General features: G+C 32.9%; 17 protein-coding genes and 1 riboswitch. All 17 genes read left to right on the top strand.

Translation table 11 applies throughout. The features are described 5' to 3' along the window. The first annotated feature begins 129 nt into the window (after positions 1–129). The 17 genes from KW2_RS06055 (at position 130) to KW2_RS05975 (ending at position 21,082) form a co-directional block, all read left to right on the top strand. Complete coding sequence (locus KW2_RS06055; RefSeq protein WP_021037287.1) at positions 130–261, top strand: teichoic acid D-Ala incorporation-associated protein DltX; 132 nt, start codon at positions 130–132, stop codon at positions 259–261. Between the two features lie 24 nt (positions 262–285). Next, positions 286–1,785: a D-alanine--poly(phosphoribitol) ligase subunit DltA gene (gene dltA / locus KW2_RS06050; protein WP_021037286.1), complete on the top strand. Its 1,500-nt coding sequence runs from the start codon at positions 286–288 to the stop codon at positions 1,783–1,785. Then, positions 1,785–3,008, top strand: coding sequence for a D-alanyl-lipoteichoic acid biosynthesis protein DltB (gene dltB / locus KW2_RS06045; RefSeq protein ID WP_011835111.1), 1,224 nt, complete (start codon positions 1,785–1,787; stop codon positions 3,006–3,008). The genes dltA and dltB overlap by 1 nt, the downstream gene beginning before the upstream one ends. 35 nt (positions 3,009–3,043) lie before the next feature. Continuing rightward, positions 3,044–3,283 (top strand): D-alanine--poly(phosphoribitol) ligase subunit DltC, encoded by a 240-nt coding sequence (dltC, locus tag KW2_RS06040; protein ID WP_011676184.1) that lies wholly within the window; start codon positions 3,044–3,046, stop codon positions 3,281–3,283. Continuing rightward, complete coding sequence (gene dltD / locus KW2_RS06035) at positions 3,273–4,559, top strand: D-alanyl-lipoteichoic acid biosynthesis protein DltD (protein ID WP_011676183.1); 1,287 nt, start codon at positions 3,273–3,275, stop codon at positions 4,557–4,559. Before dltC ends, dltD begins: the two co-directional genes overlap by 11 nt. Before the next feature lie 62 nt (positions 4,560–4,621). Beyond that, positions 4,622–4,782: riboswitch (M-box (ykoK) riboswitch) on the top strand. A 251-nt stretch (positions 4,783–5,033) separates the two neighbouring features. Further along, the gene (gene mgtA / locus KW2_RS06030) at positions 5,034–7,766 is read left to right on the top strand and encodes a magnesium-translocating P-type ATPase (RefSeq protein ID WP_021037285.1); all 2,733 of its coding nucleotides are present in this window, start codon (positions 5,034–5,036) and stop codon (positions 7,764–7,766) included. 92 nt (positions 7,767–7,858) lie between these two features. After that, entirely contained in the window at positions 7,859–8,512 is a 654-nt protein-coding gene (locus KW2_RS06025) for a metal-dependent transcriptional regulator (protein WP_021037284.1), read from the top strand. A 158-nt stretch (positions 8,513–8,670) separates the two neighbouring features. Further along, on the top strand, positions 8,671–10,944 hold the full coding sequence (gene metE / locus KW2_RS06020; RefSeq protein ID WP_021037283.1) for a 5-methyltetrahydropteroyltriglutamate--homocysteine S-methyltransferase: 2,274 nt from the start codon (positions 8,671–8,673) through the stop codon (positions 10,942–10,944). Next, positions 10,934–11,791, top strand: coding sequence for a methylenetetrahydrofolate reductase [NAD(P)H] (metF, locus tag KW2_RS06015; RefSeq protein WP_021037282.1), 858 nt, complete (start codon positions 10,934–10,936; stop codon positions 11,789–11,791). The genes metE and metF overlap by 11 nt, the downstream gene beginning before the upstream one ends. Positions 11,792–12,152: 361 nt before the next feature. Then, positions 12,153–13,175, top strand: coding sequence for a 3-deoxy-7-phosphoheptulonate synthase (locus KW2_RS06010; RefSeq protein ID WP_021037281.1), 1,023 nt, complete (start codon positions 12,153–12,155; stop codon positions 13,173–13,175). 725 nt (positions 13,176–13,900) lie between these two features. Then, complete coding sequence (locus KW2_RS06005) at positions 13,901–15,106, top strand: STM3941 family protein (protein ID WP_021037280.1); 1,206 nt, start codon at positions 13,901–13,903, stop codon at positions 15,104–15,106. 466 nt (positions 15,107–15,572) lie between these two features. Then, complete coding sequence (locus KW2_RS06000; RefSeq protein ID WP_021037279.1) at positions 15,573–16,640, top strand: DUF475 domain-containing protein; 1,068 nt, start codon at positions 15,573–15,575, stop codon at positions 16,638–16,640. A gap of 162 nt (positions 16,641–16,802) precedes the next feature. Further along, positions 16,803–17,135, top strand: coding sequence for an ArsR/SmtB family transcription factor (locus tag KW2_RS05995; RefSeq protein WP_021037278.1), 333 nt, complete (start codon positions 16,803–16,805; stop codon positions 17,133–17,135). Then, the gene (locus KW2_RS05990) at positions 17,135–17,812 is read left to right on the top strand and encodes a type 1 glutamine amidotransferase domain-containing protein (protein WP_021037277.1); all 678 of its coding nucleotides are present in this window, start codon (positions 17,135–17,137) and stop codon (positions 17,810–17,812) included. Before KW2_RS05995 ends, KW2_RS05990 begins: the two co-directional genes overlap by 1 nt. After that, positions 17,812–18,729 (top strand): NAD-dependent epimerase/dehydratase family protein, encoded by a 918-nt coding sequence (locus KW2_RS05985; RefSeq protein ID WP_021037276.1) that lies wholly within the window; start codon positions 17,812–17,814, stop codon positions 18,727–18,729. The genes KW2_RS05990 and KW2_RS05985 overlap by 1 nt, the downstream gene beginning before the upstream one ends. Before the next feature lie 192 nt (positions 18,730–18,921). Continuing rightward, positions 18,922–20,022: a lactate oxidase gene (locus tag KW2_RS05980; protein ID WP_021037275.1), complete on the top strand. Its 1,101-nt coding sequence runs from the start codon at positions 18,922–18,924 to the stop codon at positions 20,020–20,022. A 157-nt stretch (positions 20,023–20,179) separates the two neighbouring features. Beyond that, positions 20,180–21,082, top strand: a complete 903-nt coding sequence (locus KW2_RS05975; protein ID WP_021037274.1) for a WaaS/CpsH family glycosyltransferase — start codon at positions 20,180–20,182, stop codon at positions 21,080–21,082. Positions 21,083–21,173: the final 91 nt, after the last annotated feature.

Raw genomic sequence — 21,173 nt, 5'->3', positions numbered from 1 at the left:
TGATTTAAACTTACAGAAATGTAAGTTTTTTTTCGCTTAATAAATGTTATAATCTAAGTCATAAATGATATGAGATTAACTGAGTATTCTAAAAACCTCTTATTAATTTATATATTAAAAGGAGTTCCAATGGACAAGAAAAAAGAAATTCGTCTATTTTTGGCTAAAACAATATTTTACTTTGTAATTATATTAATTCTACTCTATCTTTATTCCTACAGTCATACTGGGGGAGCACACTTTATTTACAACGAATTTTAGAGAGATTTATTGGAGAAGTTAATTATGAAATTATTAGAACAAATTTTTGAAATTGCAAACAAAAACCCTGACCTTATCGTGCTTGCCGAGCGTGAGCAGAAATTTACTTACCGCCAATTATTCGTCGCTGTATCGGAGATTTCAAAACAAATCAAGGAGCGGACATTAGTGAATCGTCCAATCCTAATTTTTGGTAAAAATGACTTTATTAGTTTAGCAGCAATGCTAGCAGCAAATTTGACTGGACATGCTTATATTCCAGTCGATGCGCACACTCCATTTGAGCGGACAGAAATGATTAATTTAGCAGCAAAACCAGCAGTTGTGATAACGACTGTTAATCTTTCAGAAGATTTTTCTGCTCTTTTTACTGACAGAATCTCAGTTAATCTAAACACTCTATCTCTCGATGAAAAACTTCCAGAACTTGATTTTAGTCAAGCCGTTTCTGGTAATGACAGCAATTATATTATCTATACTTCGGGAACAACTGGAGTACCAAAAGGTGTTGAAGTCAGCCATGATAATCTTGTGACCTTCACAAACTGGATGAACAACGACTTTAACAAAATTGAAAATAATCAAATTTTATCACAAGCCCTTTATAGCTTTGACTTATCAATTTTTAGTTTGTATCCAAGCCTGACAACTGGTGGAACATTAGTCTCACTTTCACGTGACGAAACAACAAACTTTAAATTGCTTTTTGAACGATTGAATTCAACAGTCATCAATACTTGGATTTCGACACCATCATTTGTTGATATTTGCTTATTGGATCCCTCATTCACAGAGAAAGAACATCCTAATTTAGTACAATTCATCTTTTGTGGAGAAGAATTGACGAAAAAAACAGCTGAAAAATTACTGACAGCATTTCCGTCAGCAACTATTTATAATACTTATGGTCCAACAGAAGCAACAGGAGCCATTTCATCAATAAAAGTGACTGAAAAATTACTGACAGAAAATGACCGTCTTCCTATTGGTTTTGCCAAATCTGGTGTAGAACTAAAAATCATGGATGGTGAAATCATTATTATCGGTGATTCCGTTGCTAAAGGTTACTTTGAAAACCCAGAGAAAACAGCTCAAGCCTTTTTCACAGTAGATGGAAAACCTGCCTATCATACAGGCGATGCCGGTTCACTAACTGATGAGGGCATGCTTCGTTATCAAGGACGAATTGATTTTCAAGTCAAATTTAATGGATTTAGGATTGAACTTCAAGATATTGAAGCTAATATTCAAAACCTAAAAGATATCGAAAAAGCAGTGGTTTTACCTAAAACGAATGACCAACATAAAGTTACAGCTTTAATCGCTTATCTTGAAAGTGACAAAACATTTGCGGATCGTGCTGAAGAACGAGCCTTTACAAAGCAACTCAAAGCAGAGCTTTCAAAAACAATTATGGATTATATGATGCCAACCAAATTTATTTATCTCAAAAAGTTCCCTCTGAATCAAAATGGAAAAGTTGACCGTAAGGCACTCGCCCAAAAAGAGCGAGGTGACAACTAGTGCAACCCTATTCAACTCCCTTTTACTTCCTGATTCTAGGCCTGGCTTTAATTCCGATTGTTATTGCTCAGCTCCTTGGCAAAAAGCTTATGTGGTATCAAGTTTTACTGACCATTGCTTTTCTTTGGCTTACATTTTCAGGGACAGTTACTATTTGGGCTCTAATCGGATTTGGGGTCTTTCAGACCATCATTGTTAAGTTTTATGAATGGTATCGGGTAAAACAGAGTAAAAACCAAACCTTTGTTTTTTATCTCATCATTTTACTATCAATCTTGCCATTAGTGATTGTAAAAGTTCATCCTTTGTTCAATCCTGGACCGGGTCCTGGTTCAATTCTTGGATTTTTAGGAATCTCTTACATCAGTTTTAAAACCGTTGCGATGATTATAGAAATAAGAGATGGGCTTATTAAAGCAGTTCCACTCAAAGAATTTCTTTATTTCCTCTATTTCTATCCAACAATTTCATCAGGGCCAATCGATCGCTTCCGCCGTTTCGTTAAAGAATTAAAAGCACCAGTAGTTACTGAAAAATATCTTGATTTATTAAATAAAGGGATATTTAGAATTTTCCAAGGTTTCCTTTATAAATTTATCATCGGTTATTTGATTGACCAATATTGGTTACATGGTATCGCAATTAGTGCAACGCTTCACCCAAGTTTCTTGAATGTTTCATCATCTATGTATGCTTATGGATTGTATTTATTCTTTGACTTTGCTGGTTATTCACTCTTTGCCATTGGTGTCAGTAATTTAATGGGTTATGATTTGCCACATAACTTCAATAAACCATTCTTAGCTAAAAACATCCATGATTTCTGGCAAAGATGGCACATGACTTTAAGTTTTTGGTTCCGAGATTTTGTCTTCATGCGTCTAGTGAAAACATTCATGGTCAAAAAATGGTCAAAAAATATGGTAACCATTTCAAATATTGGTTACCTTGCGAACATGCTACTCATGGGATTCTGGCACGGATTGACTTGGTATTACATTCTATATGGTTTCTACCATGCCATGTTAATGATTGGTTATGATGCTTGGAAACGTTTGAAAAAACGAAAGAACTGGAAGATTCCAGATAATAAATGGACAAGTGCTGTAAGTATTTTTATCACTTTTAACCTAGTATTTATCAGTTTCCTTATCTTCTCAGGAATACCAAACCACATCATTATGCACTGCTTAGATCCACATTACCCACTTCCTAACTTCTAAAAGAGTTAGGCTTATAAAAACATTAGGAGAAAAAAATGAAAGAACAAATTTTTGACATTATCGAAACAATCTCAGGCACAGACGAATTCCGTGAAGACTTAGACATGGATTTGTTTGAAGAAGGAATTCTTGATTCAATGAGAGCTATTATGCTTATCGTTGAATTAGAAGGTGCATTTGATATTAGTCTTCCACCATCAGAAATGGACCGTGAAGATTGGAATACAGCAAATAAAATAGCAGCACGCGTTCAGGAAAAAACGGATGAAAATTAAAATTTTTAGAGCAATTGGCCCACTAATTGCAGCTTTAGTTCTCGTTGCTTTATTAATATTTCTCCCTTTTAACGTTGGAATGAAATATTCTAAAGACCAACTCGTTAAGTTTGCACAGTCACCCTTAAATACACCTACTTTTACAGGATATTCAATTAAGAAACAAGCCTATTCAGATCCTGAATTTTTACCAGTTCTTGGTTCGTCAGAAATGGAACACGTTGATTCATTTCACCCAAGTGCTTATTTCAGCAAGTATAATTCAGGTTTCATACCATTTTTAGTAGGACAACCCGGAACAACGACATTAACTCACTTTTTCTATATGAATTCAGTGGCAGACGAACTAAAAAATCGTAAAATTGTTTTTGTTATTAGTCCACAATGGTTCTCTAAACAAGGAATTGTTGAAAGTGAACTAAAGAACTTTGTATCCAAAGGTGAAATTTATGGTTGGTTGAAAGAAGCAGACCCTAAAGCTGCCACAACAACACAGCTTGCAAAACATCTATTAAAATTCAGATCACTTAAATCTGAGGAAACAATTTATAATTCTCTAGAACGTTTAGCAGCTAAAAAACCATTAACTGCCTTGCAAAAAATGACTGTGGCAACCAACTTACAATTTTGGCGGAAAGAAGATTTACTTTTCTCAAATATGTCTCAATTCACCGCTGATCATTTGGGACTTTCTCCAAAAATCAACAAATTTGCAAAAGAATTACCCAATGATCCAACATCAGAGAATTTAAATCGCTTGGCAGTTGACCAAGGAGAAAAGAGTTCAAATAACAATCCTTTCAAAATTAACAATAATGTTTGGAATCAGAGAATAAAATCCAAATATAAACATCTGGAAAATTATAAAAAGAAAGTTTCTTATCTCGAAAGTCCAGAATATCAAGATTTTCAACAACTTCTAAATGTTTTTGCTGAAAATCATAATGACGTTTTATTTGTTATTCAACCTGTCAATGGCTCTTGGTCATCATATACAGGTGTCTCTGAAGAAACATTACAAAATTTCAGTTCTAAAATTAAAACACAATTGCGAAGTCAAGGATTTAATCAGATTGCTGATTTAACAGACATGTATAATACTCCTTATGCTTCCGGCGATACAGTCCATTTTGGAACAAAAGGCTGGTTAGCGACAGACAAAGCAATTGAAAAATTTATGAAAACACCAAGTAATCTTAAATATCATATTGATAACTCATTATTCTTATCAAAAGATTGGGCGATGAATGGTGCAACAGAGTCTGTCTTAAAATAAAAAAATAAAAAGATTGACAAAAAAAGATAGAACAGCTATAATGGATTTGGTTATGCCATAAGCATAGCCATCGGTAGGTGAGGCTACCGCAGGGATACGGGTTGCTGCCGCAGAGTCGTGGAGACACGATGAGAGGGCCAACAGTTCATGTCGAAAAAGAAGGCGTGAAATAGTGCAACAACATTGCCCTGCGGAGCTAAAGCTTGAACGATAGCTTGTAACTGATTCGCTTTATAGTGTTATCTTTTTTTGGAATTATTCCCTTGCCTACGTTCAAGTTTTGTAGGCAAGGTTTTTTGTATTTAAAGGAGGTGAGAACGGAAATGGAATCCCAGAGTATTAATAGTCCCGAGCCCGAAAGGCCGCAGATAATTAACGTGATAAGAGCAATTTTCCGTTCTTATCACCTTCTTTAAAGTGCCTAAGGTTTAGGACTGTACAGCAAAAATATTAAAAAATATGAGGTACAGACCAATGAAAAAACTTAGAAAAACACTCGAAAACACAAAAAGAGCTACAAATTTTGTAGACAACAACGAAATAAAAAGAAGACTTGAATTTGCCAGAGTATCAAGCAAAGAAGAATTGTTTCAAAAATTTAAGACATCAGATAAAGGCTTAAGTGAAGAACAAGTTGAAATTTCTCATGAACAATACGGCGATAATAGTATTACTAGAGGTAAAAAAACCTCACTAATTAAGCGCCTTTATCAAGCCTTCATCAATCCCTTCACTATTATATTATTTGTTTTGGCACTCGTTTCAGCTTTTACTGATATTATATTAGCTGCTCCAGGAGAAAAAAATCCACAAGGACTGATCATCATTACCACAATGGTTTTAATTTCTGGAATCTTACGATTTGTTCAAGAAACAAGAAGTGGAAATGCTGCCGAAAATCTCCTAAAAATGATTACGACAACCACAAACGTTCATAGACTAGAAACGGGTAGTCAAGAAATTCCAATTGAAGAAGTCCTTGTTGGAGATATTATTCACCTATCAGCAGGAGATATGGTTCCAGCTGATTTGAGAATTATCCAAGCTAAAGATTTATTTATCAGTCAAGCCTCATTGACTGGCGAAAGTGAACCAGTAGAAAAATTAGATTTAGCAACATCAGAGGCTTATGATTCGATTACAGAATCGTCAAATCTTGCTTTCATGGGTTCGAATATTATTAGTGGGAGTGCTTATGGGATAGTGATTGTTACTGGAGATACTACTATTTTTGGTGAAATGGCTAGAAGTGTGACCGAAGATTCTACTAAAACAACTTTTGAAAAAGGGGTGAATTCAGTATCTTGGGTACTCATTCGCTTTATGTTAGTGATGGTTCCTTTTGTCTTATTGATAAACGGTTTTACTAAAGGCGACTGGATGGAAGCCGCACTATTTGCCTTAGCAGTAGCGGTTGGATTAACACCAGAGATGTTGCCAATGATTGTGACAACCTGCTTGGCAAAAGGTGCAGTTACAATGTCGAAAGAAAAAACAATCATTAAAAATCTAAATTCTATTCAAAATTTAGGTTCAATGAATATACTATGTACAGATAAGACTGGAACATTGACTCAAGATAAGGTTGTATTGATGCGCCACCTTGATATTCATGGTCAAGAAAATATTCGGGTATTAAGACATGGATTTTTGAATAGTTACTACCAAACAGGTTTGAAAAATTTAATGGATTTGGCTATTATTGAAGGAGCAGAGGCCAAGCAAGAAAAAAATCCTGAATTATCTGGTTTAAGTAGTAAATATACAAAAGTTGATGAAATCCCCTTTGATTTTGAAAGACGTCGGATGAGCGTTGTGGTTCAAAGTAACGGAAATGGTACAGACTCAAAAACACAAATGATTACTAAAGGTGCAGCTGAAGAAATGTTAGACATTTGTACCTTAGTTGAAGATGAAGGAAAGATTGTTCCCTTAAATTCTGAGTTAAGACAATACATCCTCAAAAAAGTTGATGAATTAAATGAACTAGGAATGCGCGTGATTCTGGTGGCTCAGAAAACCAATCCCTCTCCAATAGATAGCTTTTCTGTTCAAGATGAATCTGAAATGGTACTAATGGGCTATCTTGCTTTCTTAGACCCACCAAAAGAGTCAACAGCAAAGGCAATTAAGGCACTTAATAAATATGGCGTATCAGTAAAAATATTGACTGGTGATAATGACAAAGTAACCCGTTCAGTTTGTGAACAAGTTGGGCTTCCTGCTGATAAAACAATTTTAGGTTCTGACATTGATCAACTTGATGATGAAGAACTGGCACAAGTTGCTAAAGGAGCCTCTGTCTTTGCTAAGTTATCTCCCCAACAAAAGGCAAGAATTGTCACAACTCTTAGAAATTCAGGCAATAGCGTAGGTTATATGGGAGATGGTATTAATGACGCAGCAGCAATGAAAGCCTCTGATGTTGGAATTTCAGTAGATAGTGCCGTAGATATTGCCAAAGAATCTGCGGATGTCATCTTGTTAGAAAAAGATTTAATGGTCCTTGAAAAAGGAATCATTGAAGGAAGAAAAACCTATGCTAATATGATTAAGTATATAAAGATGACTGCAAGTTCTAATTTCGGTAATATGTTTTCGGTTTTAATTGCGAGTGCCTTTTTACCATTTATTCCAATGTTATCTATCCATATTCTCTTACTTAATTTAATTTATGATTTCTCATGTACAGCAATTCCATGGGATAATGTTGATGAAGAATACTTAGTTGTTCCAAGAAAATGGGATGCAAGTTCTGTAAGTAAATTTATGTTATGGATTGGCCCAACAAGTTCAGTTTTTGATATCACGACATATCTCCTAATGTTTTTCGTTATCTGTCCAGCAACATTTGGCCCATTCAGCGCTCTTGTTCCAGGAAGTGCAGCCTATATTGGCTTTATTGCTCTCTTCCATACTGGTTGGTTTGTTGAATCGATGTGGACACAAACATTAGTAATTCATATGATTCGGACTCCAAAAATTCCTTTCTTACAAAGTCGTGCCTCAGCTCCATTGACTCTTCTTACTTTTTTAGGAATTATTGGTCTCACAATCATTCCATTCACAAGTTTTGGGAAATCAATTGGCTTAATGGCTTTGCCACTCACCTTTTTCCCTTGGTTAATTTTAACAGTAGTCATGTACATGTTTCTTGTTACCCTATTTAAGAAAATTTTTGTCTCAAAATATGGTGAGTTACTATAAATTTAAAAATAAAGATGATAGAATATTTTCTCTTTGATTTTACTTTGAAATAGTCTATGTTATAATTAAATGGAGAAAAGTAAGGTAAAAAAATGAAAACATCAAAAAATGAACAAGACTATCTTAAAGCGATTTATAGTCTGAGAAATAAAAATAATGAATCAGTAAGTATCAATGCAATAGCTCAAAAGCTCTCAGTTTCTTCTCCAAGTGCAACTGAAATGATTAAACGTCTAGCCAAAAAAGAACTTGTTATTCACAAACCTTATTATGGTGTATTGTTGACTGATTTAGGGACACATGAAGCCCGATTCATTCTAAAAAGTCACCGGGTCTGGGAAAGTTTTCTCTTTGAAAAAGTTGGTTATACGATGGAAGAAGTTCATGATGAAGCTGAAAATTTAGAGCATGCATCATCTCCGAGATTGATTGAATCATTATATGTTTTAATGGGCTATCCTGAGACTGATCCTCACGGGTCGGAAATTCCTACGGAGTCATTTTGGTTAAAAAATGAAGTAGAGCTAACGCTTGATGAAGCGCAAGTAGCACAAACTTATCATGTTACGGCGATAGAAGAAAAAGGAAAAGCTTTTTTTGAAAAATTAGAGCTCTCTCTCCCACACCTAATTAAAGTTATTGAAAAACTAGAAGATAATTCGATAATCATAAAAGAAGATAGAGAAAGCTCAATTGTCATTCCTTCATTTATCCAATCAAGCATTCACTTGATGCACAGACGATAGATTATTAAACAATAAAAGTTCAAGCAAATTTGCTTGGACTTTTTTGTTTTTACGACTTTAATATAGTTAAAAACTATAGGTCATCATATCAAAAAGGTATTATTAAAGTTTTATTAAATTTGATAAGATAGACCTATTAAAAATTGGAGACAGCTACTATGAAAAAATCAATTATTGCCTTCCCTCGTATCGGTTCAAATCGTGAATTGAAATTTGCTCTGGAAAAATACTTCCGTAAGGAAATTTCTGAGGATGAATTACAAATTGTGGTCAAAGAGCTTCGTTTAGAAAATTGGAAAAGTCAAAAAGAAGCTGGAATTGATTACCCCATTTCCAACGATTTCTCTTTCTATGACCAAACTTTAGACCTATCTATTGCACTTGGGGTAATTCCCGAACGCTATAAAAAATTAAAACTCAATGAATTAGATACTTTATTTGCTTTAGCGCGTGGTTTTCAAGACGAAGAAAATGACGTGAAAGCAAGGCCGATGAAAAAATGGTTTAATACAAATTACCATTATATCGTTCCAGAAATTAGCAAAGAAACAGTAATAAAAGCAAATTTTTCAAAACTATTAAACGAATATCAAGAAGCAAAGACTGCCGGTTTTGAAACTAGACCGACAATTATTGGTCCATATACCTTTTTAATTTTGGCGGATTACCTTTCTGGAGTAACCAAGGACGCGATATTGTCTGACCTCATTGGAGCCTACACAATATTATTTGACCAACTGAATAATTTAGGAGGGGAATGGTTACAAATTGAAGAGCCAGCTCTAGTTTTAGATCAAACAGAAGAAGAACAACAGTTATTCATAAAAATTTATCAAGAGCTACTTAAGAATAAAAATAAGCTTAAGGTTCTCCTTCAAACCTATTTTGGTGACCTACGTGATAGTTATCAAGAAATCATAAAGCTCGATTTTGATGGGATTGGCCTTGATTTTGTTGAAGGAAGAGAGTCTGTAAAACTAGTTCAAAAGTATGGTTTTCCTAAAGATAAATTACTCTTTGCAGGAGTTGTCAATGGGAAAAATATTTGGCGTAATCATTATCAAAAAACACTGAGTTTGCTAAAAGATTTAGGAAACATTGACAATATTGTAATCAATACAAGTTGTTCTTTACAGCATGTTCCAGTAACAACTGAGAATGAAACCAAATTAAGCAAAGAAATTCTCAACCATTTCGCATTTGCCAAAGAAAAATTGGTGGAAGTTAATGAAATTTCCGAAATTTATGTTAAGAAAAATACTTCCCTGTTAGATAAGAATATTGCACTTTTTGATAAAAATAGAGTCCAAGAAAATATTCAACTTAAACAAAAAATTACTCATTTAACTGATAAAGATTTTATTAGAACGCCTAGCTTAGTTGAAAGACGTGCCGATCAAATAAAAGCACTCAAGCTTCCTCTGCTACCAACAACGACTATCGGTTCATTTCCTCAAACGCCAGAAGTAAGAAAATCTCGATTGCAGTATAAGCGTGGTGAACTGAGCAAAAGTGATTATGAAGCATTTTTGGAAGAAAAAATTAAAGAATGTTTGGAACTTCAAGAGAACATTGGGTTAGATGTTTTAGTTCATGGTGAATTTGAAAGAAATGATATGGTAGAATATTTTGGAGAACAATTAGATGGTTATATTTTTACACAAAAAGCATGGGTTCAATCTTATGGAACACGATGTGTTAAACCGCCAATTGTTTGGGGAGATATCACAAGACCGCAAGCTATGACCGTTCGCTGGTCAGCTTATGCTCAATCTCAGACTTCTAAACCGGTAAAGGGGATGCTGACAGGGCCTGTAACTATTCTAAATTGGTCTTTTCCAAGAGAAGATATTTCCTTAAAGGAAAGCACTTTACAGTTAGCCTTAGCTGTCCAAGAAGAAGTACTCGATTTAGAAAAGGCTGGAATTAAAATCATTCAGATCGATGAAGCAGCACTTAGAGAAAAACTACCATTACGTCGAAGTGATTGGTATAGTGAATATTTAGATTGGGCGATTCCAGCCTTTCGATTGGTCCATTCTAAGGTGAAAGCTGAAACTCAAATCCATACACACATGTGTTATTCTGAATTTGAAGATATTATTCCTTCTATTGATGCGATGGATGCCGATGTCATTTCTTTTGAGGCTAGTCGCAGCCAGTTATCAATTATTGATGCACTAAAAGCTCATCATTTTCAAACTTTGGTAGGGCCAGGAGTTTATGATATCCATTCCCCAAGAATTCCTAGTAGTCAAGAAATAAAAATTCAACTAGAAAAGATTTTGAATAAATTACCAATTGAGCAAGTTTGGGTTAATCCTGATTGTGGTCTTAAAACAAGAGGAAATAAGGAAACAATCCCTAGTTTGACTCACCTGGTTGAGGCAACAAAAGAGGTAAGAAAGGAAAAGATAACATATGACAAGTGATTCTAAAATTCTATCTTTTGAAGTTTTTCCTCCAACAACTCAAGTTGGCAGTTCTCATTTAGTGAAAACACTTGATAGTTTAAGAGCACTTTCTCCTGACTTTATCAGCGTTACCTGTAGTAATAATAATTATGAGAATATTGCTGATACAACCATAAAATTTGCAGATTATGTTAATAATACATTAAATATTCCTGCTGTTGCTCATTTACCCGCGGCCTATATCGACAAAACCCAAGTGATAGAGATTTTGGAACGTTTAAGAGAAAAGCAGATTATGAAAGTTTTAGCACTGAGAGGTGATATAAGTGATGAAGCAACTAAAAAAGACTTCAAATATGCTAGTGACTTGGTAAAATTTATAAAGGATTATGATAGTAGTTTCGAAGTTTTGGGCGCTTGTTATCCAGATGTTCACCCTGAATCAATAAATCGTATCAGTGATTTTCATCATTTGAAAGAGAAAGTTGATTCAGGGGCTGATAAGTTAATTACTCAGTTATTTTTTGATAATAATAGCTTCTATGATTTTCAAGAACGTTGTGCCATTGCGGAAATAAATGTCCCCATTCTTGCTGGGATTATGCCCGTCATAAACCGTAATCAGATTCTGCGTTTATTAAAAAATTGCAATACGCCTCTACCAGCAAAATTTATCAGAATACTGGAAAAGTATGAACATAATCCTGTTGCGTTAAGAGATGCAGGAATCGCTTATGCAATAGACCAAATAGTAGATTTAGTAACTGAAGATGTTGCCGGAATTCATCTATATACAATGAATAATTCGGAAACCGCACGTTCCATTCATTCTTCAATCTCATCTTTATTTAAAATAAATACATAATTATTGTTATGTATTTACTGAAATTGGAGAAAAATTTAGAAAAAGTAGATAAATAATTGACAAATCAAAAAATTTTAATTATACTAGCTATTAATATAAAATATTGAGGTTCCAAGATGATTAACAACAGTAAAAAATTTTATTTTTTCTTTATAAATGATCCACATTAGTTTTGGCTAATAAAATGTGGGTCCTCTTTGATGTTCGTTAATCATCTAGGGGATAAAGAAGACGTCCTCTGGGGACGTCTTTTTTTATTATATTTGGAGGTAATGATAAAAAGAAAAAAAGAAATATGTTGCAGGTAAGATCTTAGTTAAATAGATTTTACTTAGAAGATAACTGTAGAAAAGAGTAGAAAATGTCATTCAAAGAAATGAGTAAAAAGATTAACATCAGTGATGTAAAAGAGTTGAGCCACTTAAATAGTGAGCAACAAGAAAAGAAAGATAAACGAGATAAAGAACTAGAAGCCATTATTAAAGGAGAAGATGAACGAATCTTGTTAGTTATTGGTCCTTGTTCATCGGATAATGAAAGTGCTGTTTTGGAATATGCTCATCGATTATCAAAGCTTCAGAAGAAAGTAGAAGATAAAATCTTTATTGTCATGCGTGTTTATACGGCTAAACCAAGAACAAATGGTGATGGATATAAAGGATTGATTCACGAACCAGATGCAGACGGCCATACTGATTTAATTAATGGAATAAAAATGGTTCGGGACTTACATTATAAAGTCATTACTGAAACTGGTTTGACAACTGCTGATGAAATGCTCTACCCAGAAAATTTGCCACTTGTTGATGACTTGGTCAGTTATTACGCAGTTGGCGCTCGCTCCGTTGAGAATCAACAACACCGTTTCGTTGCATCTGGTATTGATGCACCAACTGGAATGAAAAATCCTACATCAGGGAACTTAAAAGTGATGTTCAATGGAATTTATGCGGCTCAACAATCACAAGATTTTCTTTTTGGAAATGCTGAGGTAGAAACATCAGGAAATTCACTTGCTCATGCAATTCTTCGCGGTGGTCAAGATGAAAATGGCAAGAATCATCCAAATTACTACACGGATAACCTTCTGGAAAGTATTGAAATCTATGAAAAAATGGGATTAAAAAATCCATTTATCGTCATTGATACCAACCATGATAATTCTGGAAAAAAATATATGGAGCAAATCAGAATTGTCCGCCAAACTTTGGTAAATCGTAATTGGGATGAACAAATTCATAAATATGTTAGAGGATTTATGATTGAATCATATCTTGAGGACGGGCGACAAGACCATCCAGATGTTTTCGGAAAATCAATTACTGATCCATGTTTAGGTTGGGATAAAACAGAACAACTCATAAATGAAATTTACAATTCATAATAATAAAAGATAGTCAGCACAAACATGATGACTATCTTTTATTACATTAGCTTAGCAAAATAATTAACTACTACCAAAAGTAAAAATACTTTTAAGATTGATAATAGAGCAGAAGTAAATTGATCAAACATTTATATCATGCCCTCTTCCTAAATTAACTTTTACATGATTATTTTTTAAAAATATAATAAAGTTTTTAAAGTCATTTTTGTTAATGATATTTTTGTTTGTGAATTCGGTGATTTTACTTGAGTTATTTGTAAAATAAAAATAGATTCTAATTTTGCCTTTTTTATTGATTCCATATCTTTACCAGCTGAAACAACCTCATTATTACTGATCAAGATATCAATTTTTTTAATTCGTTGAAGTAAATATGTGTCAATTTTTGTTTTATTAAATTTTTGTCTTTTAAATATACTTGACAGTAATTTTCATTATAAGAGAGTGCTGACGATTTGAATAAAGAACTAAGGGAGTCAAATTTGATGACACAAACGATAATTATGCCTGCTGTCAGTCCTACTATCCTTAAGGAAGGCCCAAAATCATTTTTATTAAAGAATAAAGCGAACCATATGAAGAAAATATGTTGCTGAAAATTTTTAGCTTTTTAAAACGAATATTAATCATTAAATATTACCTTTGACTACTAATTGATTTAATTATTATATCGCAATATAATAATTGTGGAGTTTTATTAACTATTTGTATATAATTGTATTATGAATGATAAATTACCTTTGAAAGTGTATAATTCCTTTTTTAAAATGTTGCTCATTTCTTTGATCCTGATAGCTATTTCTGCTTTTTGTTTGGCTACTTTGTTTTCTGAAATAAATGTTACGATAATTATAATTGGTCTCTTATTATTATTTTTTGGACTTTTTATTTTATTCATCGGAGTAAAAAATAGAAAAAATCCAGTAATTACAGCATTGGATGAGGGCTTATCCTCACAATCGCTCAAAAATTTCGGAATAATTCCTTGGTATGAAATAAAAAATTTACGATATGAAATTGTACATGCTGGACGTTCAAAGCAGTATTATCTCTACGTTGATGTTTTTCATCCAGAAAACTATCAAACAGAAAAACAGAAAGCCTTTAGGGATAAACATCCTATAATAGAAGAATGGCGCAAAAATATTAATAGATTTGGAGAAGATACTGCTTTTGCCATCCCACTAATAAACATTAAAAATAGGGAATGGGTAGCAAATCAAATCATTGATGTTTGGCAAGAAAATCGAAAGATAATTCCTGAAGAGGTAGTGTTTGATAATCAAAGTCAAGAATTAAATGACGACAAAAAGATAGAAATAATAGAATCTACGGATGTCAGTAATTTTAAAGCTAGATTATGGACAGGTCTTATTATATTAGCAATTTTGTTGGTAGGGGTTTTTGGATATTTTCAAAAGAAAGCAAAAACTCAAAGTACTTTTATGGTAAATAAAAATTATCTTGTTATTGATGATGACACAAATACTACAGAGTTCGGATTTAAGTTATACCCTAAAATAACACAAGTCCCTCTTGCATTTATCGGTAATTATGCAGATTTTAGTAGTGATGAATCTATGGATAAAGAAATTGATAATTGGAAGTACACTTTTAAAAAAATGAGTAAAGAACATATTTCTGATGAAGAAAATTTTGATAAAGAACTTGTTCGAATGGTAACAATCACAGCAGTAAAAAATTCAAAAGCAAAATTAGTTTTTGAGTTTAAACATAAGGAAAAAGGAAAACAAGTTGGTGGTGGAGATGTAGTTACTGGCTGGGATTATGCTCAACTTGACAATATTAAACTAACGAAGAAGGGTTATACTGCAAGTCTCAATTATAAAGAAGATGGAGATAATCAGACGGAGAAAGTGCTAGTGTTAGAAGAAAAAGCAGCGTTTGATTATATAAAAAACAATTAAACATTTTTAGATTATTGTATTTATTATAGTAAGAAATTAAAAAAAGTAGCATTTTCTCTGATGCTGCTTTTTTGTTGAGTATAAGTAATAAGTATTGAACTCTCTTAAAAAAATTAAAATAACAGCAATGATTCATGATTACTATTTTTAGCAATTAAATAATTAGAGAAACTTATCACTTATAACTATCTTCTAAGATAATATATTTACGATGGTTGAATTGCATTTTCAAATAAGTTATAATTATGGGATTGGATTACTTTTCTTATATATAAAATGATTGACGCTGTAATCTGAATCTAGTAAAACTAATTCACAAAATCAAGAAATAGAAATTGATAAATTTACATCAGGTTATCAATACTTAGGCATTATTGAACTATGAAGAAGCTCTGATTGAAGTAAATTGGAGTTTTCTTATTCACTGATAAAGAACAATTAATTTATAAGCCCGTGGAGGGGAATTTTGAAATATTTTAGAGAATCGATTATTGTAACAATTATTGCATTGATTATTGCCGTAGTTTATGGCGGAGTGGATGCACTTGTTTTGGCAACTATTTTAGGAATTATGGAGGTTTCTTTATCATTTGACAACGCAATCGTAAATGCACGTATCCTTGAACGAATGAGTCATCGTTGGCGTAATATTTTCCTAACTGTAGGAATGCTTATTGCTGTACTTGGAATGCGTTTTATTTTCCCGTTGGCAGTTGTTTCTATTTCTGCTCAGTTGAGTCCTTTGGAAGCATTGCACTTAGCAATGGAAAAAGGTGATCCAGAGACTATAGGTACTTATGGCTATATTCTTCAACATGCCCATCCAATGATTGCGGCATTTGGGGGAGCATTTTTATTGATGCTAGCTTTAAATTTCTTTTTTGATGAGAATGATTATCATTGGATTGTAATTCCTGAGAAACTCCTTTTTAGAATCGGAAAATTTCCAATGGCAACGTCAATGATTGTTTTAATAGTCATGATGGGAATTTCAAAATGGGTAAGTAGTCAATCATATTTGATTTTTTTCGCAGGTGCAGCTGGAATGGTGCTCTATATGGCCGTTGAAGGTTTAGGAAGTTTGATGGAGCATCATGGGACCTTGGCTGAGGTGGCAGAAGAAATAGAAAATGACGAACCACTAATTGCTCAAACTGTTCTTGCGACAGGAAAACAAGCCTTCGTACTATTCCTCTATCTTGAAATGATAGATGCTTCATTTAGTTTTGATGGTGCCATTGGCGCTTTTGCCATTACCTCAGATCCGATTGTCATTATGTTAGGTTTGGGATTGATTGGTGCAATGTTTGTAAGATCACTAACAGTTTATTTAGTAGAAAAAGGAACTTTGAATGACTTTGTTTATTTAGATCATGGTGCACATTGGGCAATTTTAGTTTTATCTGTTTTATTGTTAATATCAATTAATGTCGAGATTCCTGAAATTATTACAGGATTGATTGGAGCAATTCTCATAGGAGCATCATTTTTATCTAGTGTACTTTATAACAGAAAACATAAAGAGCTTAACTAATAAAATCTACAATTATCAGTATGAAAAATAGTCTTAAAAGGCTATTTTTTTATTATTTTGAAAAAAATATTGACATGTAGTTATTAATAATTGACTAATGATAAAAATAATGGTTTAATGGTTTAAAAATATAAACCATTACTGACGAATGAAGGATGTACCATGACAGATTATAAATATTTAAAAAAAGAACTGACAGAAGTTAGCGATTTCTTAATTGCTTTGGGAGATGAAAAAAGACAAGCAATTATCATTAGACTTTTAGAAGAGATGGATTGCAAAGGAATTCAAGTTGGTGAATTAATTGAAGAAACCGGATTGTCTCGCCCCGCAATTTCACATCATTTGAAAATTTTAAAGCAAGCAAAAATAGTAAATTATCGTTCAGAAGGAACTAAGAATTATTATTATCTGGACCATAATAGCTCTGAGATTGTCAAATTACAGAACTTTTTAGCAGAAGTTTCAAAAATCATGAATATGAAAGAAAAATAATGAAAAAAGTATTAATTGTAGAAACAAATGTTAACAGATACAAAGGAACTGACGAAGCAACGGGATTATGGTTAGGTGAAAGCGCCGAGTTTATCGATGAGCTTCAAAAGTGCAATATAGATTATGATGTTATCAGCCCAAAAGGTGGCCTAGTTCCGTTAGATCCTCGAAGTATGAAATATATAGATTCCTCAATTTGGAACATTTATGATTCCTCAGATTTTGCTGACAAAGCAATTAGAAATACGATGAGGCCAGAGGATATTAATCCAAAAGATTATGTGGCTATTTATTTCACTGGCGGTCATGGCGTGATGTGGGATTTTCCAGATAATGAAAAAATTCAGGCCATTGCTAGAGTCATTTACAATGATGGAGGCTATCTAACTTCGGTTTGTCATGGGATTGCTGGGCTCTTAAATATCAAAGATGAAAATGGAAAATATCTTATTTCTGGGAAAAAAATTACAGGGTTCACAACTGCTGAGGAAAGAATTGCTGGCAAGAGAACTGTTGTTCCTTTTTTAAATCAAAAAGTAGCAGAAAAACATGGGGCAATCTGGACTAAAAAACGTTTTTACAAAGATTATGCTCTTAAAGATGGAAATATAATAACTGGTCAAAATCCATTTTCAGTACGAACTGTTGCTAAAATACTTATAAAGGAGCTGATATAATGCAAACAATTTTAGGAAGTAACGGCCAAATTGGCCATGAGCTCGCAAAAGAATTATATGAAAACTATACAAAAGAAATTCGATTAGTTAGTCGAAAACCTCAGAAAATACATGATAGTGATGAATTAGTTTCGGCTGATTTATTAGATTTTAATGAAACGAATAATGCAATTTCTGGAAGTGATATAGTCTATTTTACCGTAGGATTACCTATGGATTCGGAAATGTGGATGAAGCAATTTTCAAAGATTTTAGATAATGTTATTGAGGCTTGTAAAATTCACCGAAGTAAGCTAGTTTTTTTTGATAATACTTATATGTATCCTAAAACTTCAGCTATTCAATATGAAAATACAATTTTTAGTCCAAGTGGTAAAAAATCACTTGTAAGAGCTCAGTTAGCTGATAAGATTATTAAAGAGATGGAAGCTAATGAATTGAAGGCAGTTGTCTGTCGAGCACCTGAATTCTACGGACCAGAAAAAAACCAAAGTATTACCAATACAATGATTTTCAGCAATATCAAAGCTAAGCGAAAATTAAAAATTCCTATTAGTGATAGCACTCTCAGAACCTTAATTTGGACTCCTGATGCAAGCCGTGCAATGGCACTTGTTGGTAATACTGATGATGCATACGGACAAACCTGGCATTTGCCTTGTGATAGGAGCCTTACCTACAAAGAAATGATTAATATTGCTGACAAAATAGAAAACGAAAAATTATCTTACTCCATTATTAAATTATGGAAATTTAAGGTAGGCAGCTTATTCAACAAAAATGCCAAAGAATTGTTGGAGTTACTTCCACGGTATGAATTTGACAATCTTTTTAATTCTGATAAATTTAAAAAGCGATTTCCAAGTTTTCCTGTAACATCTTTTGAATCAGGAATAAAGCAGATATTAGTTAAATAAAAACTAAAACTGTGATTACTATTAAGCATAATGGGAGCAAATTATCATTTCAGAGATGATTTACAAATTTCAAAATTAGTCTTTAAAAAAAATAATAAAATAAAATCCTGTATTTGTGTATTTTTTTGAAATAAGATGTATAATATATTTATCATCTACAGATGTAAACTTTAAGAAAATAGGAGATATAAAATGACTTATCAAACAAGTACTGAAAACAAGGCTATTGAAATTGTAAACATCAAATCACTTGAAGGTAAAGTGAAAGAAAGCATGGAATCTGCTGGGAATAAAGGAGCATTTGGTTATATACGAGGTGGTGCAGAAGATGAATGGACAATGGGTGAAAATACATCAGCATTTAATAAAAAACAAATAATGCCTCGAGTTTTAAGAGGGATTGATTCTGCTGATTTAAGTACATCACTATTTGGAATTGATTTGTCTACACCGATTATCCAAGCACCTGTTGCTGCTCAAGGACTTGCACATGAAGAAGGCGAAGTTGCGACCGCAAAAGCAATGGCAGAAGTTGGTTCAATTTTTTCTATCAGTACTTATGGGAGCACTTCTGTAGAAGATGCAGCCAAAGCTGCACCAGGAGCTCCGCAATTTTTCCAATTGTATATGAGTAAAGATGATAAATTTAATGAATTTTTGTTGAAAAAAGCTGTTGCTGCAGGAGTTAAAGCAATTATTTTGACAGCTGATTCAACTCTAGGTGGTTATAGAGAAGAAGATATTGTTAATCATTTCCAATTTCCTCTACCAATGCCAAATTTAGCTGCTTTTTCCGAAAGTGATGGAACAGGAAAAGGAATAAGTGAGATTTATGCAGCCGCAAAACAAGGGCTTGTTTTGGAAGATATTAAAAAAATTAAAGAGATAACCAAACTCCCTGTAATTGTTAAAGGTATTCAGTCTCCTATTGATGCAGACGATGCTATTAAGGCTGGTGCAGATGGTATATGGGTTTCAAATCATGGCGGACGACAATTAGATGGTGGTCCTGCCTCAATTGATGTTTTGCCACTTGTGGCTAAGAGTGTTAATCATCGTGTTCCTCTTATTTTTGATAGTGGGGTTCGTCGTGGAGAACATGTCTTTAAGGCCTTGGCTCAAGGAGCTGACATCATTGCTATTGGGCGTCCAGTTTTATATGGTCTTAACTTGGGTGGTGCTAAGGGAGTTCAATCAGTTTTTGAACATTTAAATAAAGAATTAAGTATCACAATGCAATTAGCTGGCACTAAAAATATTGATGAAGTAAAACGAACAGCACTAATTGATTAATCAGAGCAAAACTTAAAGCATCTCTTATAAAGGGTGCTTTTTTTATTTTATTAAATCAGATAATTGAATGTTTTGTATTTTTTATAAGACGATATTTTTGAATATTCAGACATTTAATCATACAATAAGTTTATACTAAGTTGAAAGGAGTTACAAAATGAATGATAATTTCTATAGTAATACACTCTTAGTGGCTAAAAATGCACATCTTTATTTTTTTGATAGCTTAAAAGGCATTGATGTAATTTCAGGTCGTCGGTTAGTACACTTAACAAAAAATGAGATTGGAAGAAAAAGATTATTCCATTATCAACTTATCATATTTTTAGATTCAGGATTTAAGGTCAATTATCCAAGTGTTATCAAAGAATTTACTCAAGCTAAAATGATACTTTTTTTCTGGAATCACTTGACTCAAAAATATTTAAACTTATTAGAGGCTTCAAGAAAAATTGGGTTGATCGATTCCTATTATAGTTTTGACCCAATTGAAGCTAAGAAATACGAACTATATCACAATTCCACTTTTTATACCCCTTGTGTACAACTCCCTTCGCAACTGCCAGATTACGATTTATTTTTTGGTGGTAATGATAAAGGAAGAGGTAAGCTTGCAGATGCTATTTTAGATAAATGTGCAAATCTAGATGTTTCAATATTACTTTACATTATAAATGGGGAAAAAGGTTATAAAAATGAAGGATATCTACCATATCCGAAATTTCTTGAGTTTTTAGTAAAAAGTAATGGTATCCTTGAAATCATGCAAGAAAATCAGACTGGACTGACCTTGCGAACAATGGAATCTATCTTTTTTAAGAAAAAATTGGTCACTACCAATAAAGCAATCAAACATTACCTATTCTATCATCCAGACAATATTTTTATATTAGGAGAAGATTCTATCGATGATTTATCACAGTTTTTAAAAAGAGATTATTATCCAATAGAATACGAGAAAATCAAGCTTTTCGAAAGTAAAAATTGGTTTGAAAGATTTTCATCAGTTGAAAATGAACTTTTGAATATTGAATATCATGATAGCCTACTTGATTATTAATTTTTTAAACTTGCATAGAAAAACTAGAATAAACAAAAGCACTATCAAATTGATAGTGCTTTTGTAATTTCAAGCGGTTCTTTAAGTGAAA

Origin of the sequence: Lactococcus cremoris subsp. cremoris KW2, assembly GCF_000468955.1 — a bacterium.
GTDB lineage: Bacteria > Bacillota > Bacilli > Lactobacillales > Streptococcaceae > Lactococcus > Lactococcus cremoris.
Note: the sequence above shows the minus strand (reverse complement) of the source record. Positions and strands in the feature narration are given on the sequence as shown.

Bases quoted from the DNA above. Each gene is read 5' to 3' on its own strand.
- KW2_RS06055 (WP_021037287.1), top strand. From the start codon at position 130: ATGGACAAGAAAAAAGAAATTCGTCTATTTTTGGCTAAAACAATATTT.
- dltA (WP_021037286.1), top strand. From the start codon at position 286: ATGAAATTATTAGAACAAATTTTTGAAATTGCAAACAAAAACCCTGAC.
- dltC (WP_011676184.1), top strand. From the start codon at position 3,044: ATGAAAGAACAAATTTTTGACATTATCGAAACAATCTCAGGCACAGAC.
- dltD (WP_011676183.1), top strand. From the start codon at position 3,273: ATGAAAATTAAAATTTTTAGAGCAATTGGCCCACTAATTGCAGCTTTA.
- mgtA (WP_021037285.1), top strand. From the start codon at position 5,034: ATGAAAAAACTTAGAAAAACACTCGAAAACACAAAAAGAGCTACAAAT.
- KW2_RS06025 (WP_021037284.1), top strand. From the start codon at position 7,859: ATGAAAACATCAAAAAATGAACAAGACTATCTTAAAGCGATTTATAGT.
- metE (WP_021037283.1), top strand. From the start codon at position 8,671: ATGAAAAAATCAATTATTGCCTTCCCTCGTATCGGTTCAAATCGTGAA.
- metF (WP_021037282.1), top strand. From the start codon at position 10,934: ATGACAAGTGATTCTAAAATTCTATCTTTTGAAGTTTTTCCTCCAACA.
- KW2_RS06010 (WP_021037281.1), top strand. From the start codon at position 12,153: ATGTCATTCAAAGAAATGAGTAAAAAGATTAACATCAGTGATGTAAAA.
- KW2_RS06005 (WP_021037280.1), top strand. From the start codon at position 13,901: ATGAATGATAAATTACCTTTGAAAGTGTATAATTCCTTTTTTAAAATG.
- KW2_RS05995 (WP_021037278.1), top strand. From the start codon at position 16,803: ATGACAGATTATAAATATTTAAAAAAAGAACTGACAGAAGTTAGCGAT.
- KW2_RS05990 (WP_021037277.1), top strand. From the start codon at position 17,135: ATGAAAAAAGTATTAATTGTAGAAACAAATGTTAACAGATACAAAGGA.
- KW2_RS05985 (WP_021037276.1), top strand. From the start codon at position 17,812: ATGCAAACAATTTTAGGAAGTAACGGCCAAATTGGCCATGAGCTCGCA.
- KW2_RS05980 (WP_021037275.1), top strand. From the start codon at position 18,922: ATGACTTATCAAACAAGTACTGAAAACAAGGCTATTGAAATTGTAAAC.
- KW2_RS05975 (WP_021037274.1), top strand. From the start codon at position 20,180: ATGAATGATAATTTCTATAGTAATACACTCTTAGTGGCTAAAAATGCA.